Annotated in this window: 7 protein-coding genes and 1 pseudogene; 6 read left to right on the top strand and 2 right to left on the bottom strand. The window is 71.4% G+C overall.

Annotation, left to right across the window (positions count from 1 at the left end; all coding sequences use genetic code 11):
- The 5 genes and pseudogenes from ABZ805_RS25000 to ABZ805_RS24980 form a co-directional block, all read left to right on the top strand.
- Positions 1-183 (top strand): annotated as a pseudogene (locus ABZ805_RS25000) (serine hydroxymethyltransferase); the annotation flags it as partial.
- A 291-nt stretch (positions 184-474) separates the two neighbouring features.
- Positions 475-1,863, top strand: coding sequence for an amino acid permease (locus tag ABZ805_RS24995; RefSeq protein ID WP_358444929.1), 1,389 nt, complete (start codon positions 475-477; stop codon positions 1,861-1,863).
- Between the two features lie 33 nt (positions 1,864-1,896).
- Positions 1,897-2,523: a hypothetical protein gene (locus ABZ805_RS24990; protein WP_358444926.1), complete on the top strand. Its 627-nt coding sequence runs from the start codon at positions 1,897-1,899 to the stop codon at positions 2,521-2,523.
- A gap of 82 nt (positions 2,524-2,605) precedes the next feature.
- Entirely contained in the window at positions 2,606-3,199 is a 594-nt protein-coding gene (locus ABZ805_RS24985) for a TetR family transcriptional regulator C-terminal domain-containing protein (RefSeq protein ID WP_358444924.1), read from the top strand.
- A gap of 16 nt (positions 3,200-3,215) precedes the next feature.
- The gene (locus tag ABZ805_RS24980) at positions 3,216-3,779 is read left to right on the top strand and encodes a hypothetical protein (protein WP_358444921.1); all 564 of its coding nucleotides are present in this window, start codon (positions 3,216-3,218) and stop codon (positions 3,777-3,779) included.
- Here the strand turns inward: ABZ805_RS24980 and ABZ805_RS24975 are convergent.
- Complete coding sequence (locus ABZ805_RS24975) at positions 3,674-4,288, bottom strand: nitroreductase family deazaflavin-dependent oxidoreductase (protein WP_358444918.1); 615 nt, start codon at positions 4,286-4,288, stop codon at positions 3,674-3,676. The two genes, ABZ805_RS24980 and ABZ805_RS24975, sit on opposite strands and share 106 nt — an antisense overlap.
- Before the next feature lie 144 nt (positions 4,289-4,432).
- Here ABZ805_RS24975 and ABZ805_RS24970 point away from each other — a divergent pair, with 144 nt between their 5' ends.
- Complete coding sequence (locus tag ABZ805_RS24970; protein ID WP_358444916.1) at positions 4,433-5,350, top strand: AraC family transcriptional regulator; 918 nt, start codon at positions 4,433-4,435, stop codon at positions 5,348-5,350.
- A 25-nt stretch (positions 5,351-5,375) separates the two neighbouring features.
- Here ABZ805_RS24970 and ABZ805_RS24965 read toward each other — a convergent pair whose 3' ends face one another.
- On the bottom strand, positions 5,376-6,026 hold the full coding sequence (locus tag ABZ805_RS24965) for a DedA family protein (RefSeq protein ID WP_358444913.1): 651 nt from the start codon (positions 6,024-6,026) through the stop codon (positions 5,376-5,378).
- Positions 6,027-6,080 lie beyond the last annotated feature (54 nt).

Below are 6,080 nucleotides of genomic sequence, written 5' to 3'. Positions count from 1 at the left end.
AGCGGCCTGCGCATCGGCACCCCCGCCCTCGCCACCCGCGGCTTCACCACCACCGAATTCACCGAAGTCGCCGACATCATCGCCACAGCACTCCAGCCGACGATCGACGAGGAGACGACGACCGCGCTCGCCAACCGGGTCCGCGCGCTCGCTGAGAAGTTCCCCCTCTACGCCGATCTGTAAGCGAATCGTTTCGCGGAGATCTCCTCCGCATTGAACGGGCCGACGCGAACGCCGCATTTCCTCCGGGGAATGCGGCGTTCGCCGTTCCCGGTACCACCAGTCGGAGCAAAAAACGATTCATCTCGGCCGTAACGGCAGGTCACAGGCGGATCTCATCGGGCAAAGCTCGCAGATCGACATCGCCGGAAGAATGGATCACGATTCCGGCCCCTGCCAGGAAGACCAGGACCGAACGTGGCACAGTACCGGTCCACAAGAATGAATCCTTCTTCCCTCCGCAGGAGCACGGCGATGAGCGAACCCGCCCCCGAGGAATACCGCAAGGACCTGAGCAACCGGCACATCAACATGATCGCCATCGGCGGGGCGATCGGTGTCGGGCTGTTCCTCGGGTCCGGCAAGGCGTTGAGCCAGGTCGGTCCCGGCCTGATGCTGATCTACGCCATCGCCGGCGTGATGATCTTCTTCGTCATGCGGGCCCTCGGCGAACTGCTGATGTACCGGCCGGTCAGCGGTTCCTTCGCCGAGTACGCGGGCGAGTTCATCGGTCCCTGGGCCAAGTTCGCCACCGGCTGGGGCTACTGGCTGGTGTGGATCGTGACCGGCATGGCCGAGATCACCGCCGTGGGCAAGTACTTCCAGTTCTGGTTCCCGGAGCTGCCGCAGTGGATCCCCGCGCTCGGCGCGCTCATCGTGCTCAGCGGCGTCAACCTGATCGCGGTGAAGCTGTTCGGCGAGTTCGAGTTCTGGTTCGCGCTGATCAAGGTCGTGGCCATCGTCGGCATGATCGTGCTGGTCGCGCTCATCCTGGTGTTCGGCTTCAGCGACGCGGGCGACACGGCCGCGGTGAGCAACATCTGGTCGCACGGCGGCTTCTTCCCCACCAGCCCGGTGTCCGCGCTGCTGGCGTTCCAGATCGTCATGTTCGCGTTCATCGGCGTCGAGATGGTCGGCCAGACCGCCAGCGAGAGCGCCAACCCGAAGACGGTGCTGCCGAAGGCCATCAACGCGGTGATGCTGCGGATCCTGATCTTCTACGTGGGCGCGCTGGCCGCGCTGACCGCGCTCGTGCCGTGGACCAGCTTCAACGCGGACTCCAGCCCGTTCGTGCAGGCCTTCACCCTGATCGGCATTCCGGCGGCCGCCGGGGTCATCAACTTCGTGGTGACCACCGCGGCGCTGTCCTCCTGCAACAGCGGCATCTTCTCCACCGGCCGCATGCTGCGCACCCTGTCCGAGGACGGGCACGCGCCGCGCGTCGTCGGCAAGCTGTCCTCGCGGGCGGTGCCGTCGCGGGCCATCGCGGTCACCTTCGGCTCGATGCTCATCGGCGTGGTGCTCAACTACGTGGCGCCGGAGCAGGCGTTCACCTACATCACCAGCGCGAGCACCGTCGGTGCCCTGTTCACCTGGGGCATGATCGTGATCGCGCACCTGGGGTTCCGCCGCCGGATCGCGCGCGGCGAGATCGAGGCGACCATGTTCCGGATGCCGTTGGCGCCGTACTCGAACTACGTGGTGCTGGCGTTCCTGGCGATGGTCGTGGTGCTGCTGGCGTTCGACTCCGAGACCCGGATCGCGCTGTACATCACGCCGCCGCTGGTCATCGCGCTCGCCATCGGCTACGTGGTCTCCCGGCGGCGCAACAGCGGTGAGCGGGAGCCCGCCGCGCGCGCCTGACCCGGACCGCTCCGCGACGGCGGAGGTGCCCCGATGCGGGGCGCCTCCGCCGTCGTCGTTCCGGCGGGCGAAGTTGGTACTTCCGCCGGGTTCACCGGGTGGACCGCCCGGGGGAAGATCGTCGCCATGCACCCGGCCTCCCGCGTGCTGGTGATCAGCCGGAGCGCGCAGCAAGAACGCAGCATCCAACGGGACGGCCTGCTCGTGGTGCTCACCCAGGTCGCGAACGGGATCGTGTGCGCCGGGGCCGCGGTGCTGTGGTGGACGTGGACGCCGGGGCCGTCGCGCTGGCTGGTGGTGGTGCCGGTCGTGGCGGTCGTGTGCAGCTGCTACGTGGCGCGGGCGCAGTTGCGCTGGCGGCGGATCAACCGGGACATGTTCCACCTGCAGGTGGCGTTGACCGATGCGGGCGTCACCTACGCCTCGGCGGCCGGGACGTACTCGGCGCCGTGGTCGGCGGTCCGGCAGGTCCGGTTGCGCACGCACCGCGCCGGGTCGCCGTACGTGGTGATCGACGTGGACGGGTGGGGCGGCCCGCTGAGCGAGTGCGGCGGCACGGACCGGCTGGCGCTCACCCTCACCGGCACCGGGTTGCGGCCGCGCGAGGTGAGCCGCGCGGTGCACCAGCTCAGCGGCGGCCAGGTCACCACCCGCAGCTGATCCCCCGGCGAGCAGGCTCACCGGCCGAACGGGCCGCTCACCTGCGCCGACCTTACTAGCACAGCTGTGTTACTTTGGGCTCGTGGTGCGACGGATCGATCAGGAGGCGCGGCGGCGGGACATCGTCGCCGCCGTGTGGCGGACCCTCGAACGCGGCGGGCTCGCCGAGGCCTCGGTGCGCAAGGTCGCCGCCGAAGCCGGGCTCGCCACCGGCTCCGTGCGCCACTTCTTCGGCACCCAGGCCGAACTGCACGCCTTCGCGCTGCGCTCGCTGTCCGACCGCGTCGGCGAGCGCGTGCGCCGGGCCGAAGCCGAACCCGACGTGCGGCGCCGCGCGCTGGCGATGCTCGGCGAACTCCTGCCGCTGCGCGACGACACCGCCCGCGAACTGGGCATCTGGCTGGAGTTCGTGCACCGCTCCCGGTACGACCCGGCGCTCGCGGAGATCGTCGGCGACCAGGCGCGCGAAGTGCGGGAGTTCCTGCACCACCTGGTGCGCGGCCTCGTCGAACTCGGGCACCTGCCGGCCGGGACCGACCCGGAGCAGACCGCCGCTGAGCTCGGCGCGCTCGTGGACGGCCTCGCCTTCGAACTGCTCACCGCACCCGGCCTGCTCGACCGCGCGCAGGCCGCCGAACTGCTCGAAGCCCACCTGTTCGGGCCGAGACCCCGCTGACCGGAGGAGGACGCACGTGGTCACCGCCATCGTCGCCGCCGAGCTCGCCTTCTGGGTGCTGCTCGCGGCCGGGCTCACCGCCCGCTACCTCGCCCGGCGAGCCCGGCTCGGCGCCCTGCTGCTGCGCGGGGTGCCGCTTGTCGACGTCGTACTCGTGGTGCTGGTCGCCGTGGACCTCGCGGGCGGCGCCGCACCGTCCCGCGCGCACGCGTTCGCCGCGGTGTACCTCGGGTTCACCGTCGCCTTCGGCCGCGCCACCATCGCTTGGGCCGACGCCTGGTTCCACCACCGGTTCGCCGGTGGCCCGCGACCGGCGAAACCGGCCAAGGGCTCGCGGGCCGAAGTGCTGGCGCTGTGGCGGGAATGGCTGCGGGTGCTGCTCGCGGACCTGATCGCGGGCGTCGTGCTGCTGGTGCTCGCCGCCGTCGGCGGGGTCGCCGTGCCGCGCTCCCTCGACGAGCTCGCCCACCACCCCTACTGGAGCGTGCCCGCGCTGCTCGGCATCATCACCGCGGTGTGGTTCCTGGCAGGTCCCGCCTTCGCGGGCACCGGCAGGCCCGAGGCCGCCGAGCGGCGCTGATGCTGGACGCGCCGCAGCTCCACCACCGGGATGACCCGGTCCGTGCGGCGCTCGTACGCGCCGAACTGGGGAGCCACCGCGACCTGCCGCGCGTACACCTCGTCGCGCTCCGCGCCGGTCAGCACCGTCGCCTCGACGTCGAACACCTCGGCGCCCAGCTCCACCCGCGTCCGCGGGTTCGCCAGCAGGTTGTGGTACCAGGCCGGGTGCTCCGGGGTGCCGCCCTTGCTGGCGAAGACGAAGATCCGATCGTCCTCGATCAGCGGCGCCAACGGCGAGATCCGGGGCGCACCGGACTTGGCCCCCACGTGGTGCACCAGGACCAGCGGGAGGCCCTCGAACATGCCGCCGACCACGCCGCCGCGCTCGCGGAACTCCGCGATCACCCGGCGATTCATCTCGGCCGCGCTGCCGAACTCGGCGAGGGCCAGGCGGTCCTGCTCGGTCTGCTCGCCGTACTCGCCGGCCATCCGCCGGTCCAAGTCGGCTTCGTCGCTGAACCGCGTCATCGTGCACTCCTCCCGCACCGCCGCCCGGCGGGCGGCCCTGCTAGGAGCGTATGGCGCAGCGGGTGAGCCGAACGATGCCTGAAGAACGCACGAAATTGCCCGATCGTTGCACTGGTGCTCGCTCGACCGAGTAATCTCGGGCGGATGGACCTGCTCGCCGACGTACTCGCCCGCACCGGCGTCCGCGGCAGCGTGGCCGCGCGGATCAGCGCCGGACAGGACTGGGGCGTGTCCTGGGCGGGCCCCGACGGCCCCGCCCTGTACGCGGCCACCGCGGGCACCGCCTGGGTCGGCGTGCCCGGTGCGCAACCGCGGCAGCTCGTCCCCGGCGACGTCCTGCTGCTCGCCGACAGCACCGCGCACACCCTGCTCAGCGCACCCGACGCCGCGATCGACGTCCACGACTGCCTCGAAGCCCAGCGCGCGCAGGACGCCGGGGTCGCGCTGCACATCGGGCGAGGTGCCGCGCAGACCCACCTGCTGTGCGCCACGTTCAGCTCGGACACCGCCGCTTCCACCCAGGTGCTCGCCGCGCTGCCCGCCGCCGTCCACGTGCACGCCGAACGCGGCGGTGGGCTGGACGACGTGCTGCGGCTGCTCGGTCGCGAGCTCGAACGGCCCGGGATGGCCTCCAGCGTGCTGCTCGACCGGCTCATCGACGTGCTGCTCATCCAGCTGCTGCGGGACTGGATCGCGGCGTCCCCGGCGGAAGCGGCGGGCAGCTGGCTCGGCCTGCTCTGCGACCCAGTGGTGCGGGACGCCATCACCGCGCTGCACGAGGACCCCGCGCGGCCGTGGACCACCGACCTGCTCGCGTCCCACGTCGCGGTATCCCGCGCCACGCTGACCAGGCGGTTCCTGCACGCCGCGGGCGAACCGCCCGGCGGCTACCTCACGCGGTGGCGGATGGACCTGGCGGCGGCACGGCTGCGCGACGGCGACGACACCCTGGAGACGATCGCGCGGTCGGTCGGCTACACCTCGGTGCACGCCTTCAGCAGGGCCTTCAGCCGGGCCCGCGGCCACTCCCCCGGCCGCTACCGGCTCGACGCCCGCCGCTGACCACCGCTCGGCTGCGCGGGGAGGGTCAGGCGGCGCGCTCGGCGTCGACGGGCTCTTCGGCGACGTCGGCGGGCTGCGCCGCGGCGGCCTTCAGCTTCTTGGACCGGCGGCGCCACAGCCACACGCCCACGCCGACCAGCACCAGCACTCCCAGCACGATGCCGCTCGCGCGGCCTAGCAGGTGCTCGATGTACTTCGCCGAGGTCCCGGCCGCCCAGCCGATGCCCACGTGCAACATCGACCACGTGGTGGCCCCCACCACCGAGGTCGCCAGGAAACGCCAATAGCCCAGTCCGCTCGTCCCCGCCGAGACCGGCACCAACGTGCGGACCACCGGCAGGAAACGCGCGACGAACACCGCGCCGATCCCGTACTTGCGCAACATCCGGCAAGCCCGGTCCCAATGCCGCACGCCCAGCTTCGCGACCATTCGCGTTTCGCGGACGCGCGCACCGTATCGGCGTCCGAGGAAATAACCGATGTTGTCGCCGACCACCGCGCACGCGGCCACTGTCAGTGACAGGCCGAAGAAGAATCCGATATCGGTCACCGCGGCCGAAGCGACCAGCAGACCGCTCTCGCCCGGCACCAGGAAGCCCAGTCCGATCGTGCACTCGCCGAGCACCAGGGCACCCGTGACCAGGATCAGCAACGGGCGCGGCAGCCCGGCGACCATGGCCAGGAATTCGCTGACGAACGACACGTGGAACTCCCCAGTTCACCGGTACGG

It is taken from the genome of Saccharopolyspora sp. NPDC047091 (assembly GCF_040643635.1).
In the GTDB taxonomy this organism is placed as follows: domain Bacteria; phylum Actinomycetota; class Actinomycetes; order Mycobacteriales; family Pseudonocardiaceae; genus Saccharopolyspora_C.
This window is presented reverse-complemented; position numbering and strand designations above follow the sequence as displayed.

Bases quoted from the DNA above. Each gene is read 5' to 3' on its own strand.
- ABZ805_RS24995 (WP_358444929.1), top strand. From the start codon at position 475: ATGAGCGAACCCGCCCCCGAGGAATACCGCAAGGACCTGAGCAACCGG.
- ABZ805_RS24990 (WP_358444926.1), top strand. From the start codon at position 1,897: ATGCGGGGCGCCTCCGCCGTCGTCGTTCCGGCGGGCGAAGTTGGTACT.
- ABZ805_RS24975 (WP_358444918.1), bottom strand. From the start codon at position 4,288: ATGACGCGGTTCAGCGACGAAGCCGACTTGGACCGGCGGATGGCCGGC.
- ABZ805_RS24970 (WP_358444916.1), top strand. From the start codon at position 4,433: ATGGACCTGCTCGCCGACGTACTCGCCCGCACCGGCGTCCGCGGCAGC.
- ABZ805_RS24965 (WP_358444913.1), bottom strand. From the start codon at position 6,026: ATGGTCGCCGGGCTGCCGCGCCCGTTGCTGATCCTGGTCACGGGTGCC.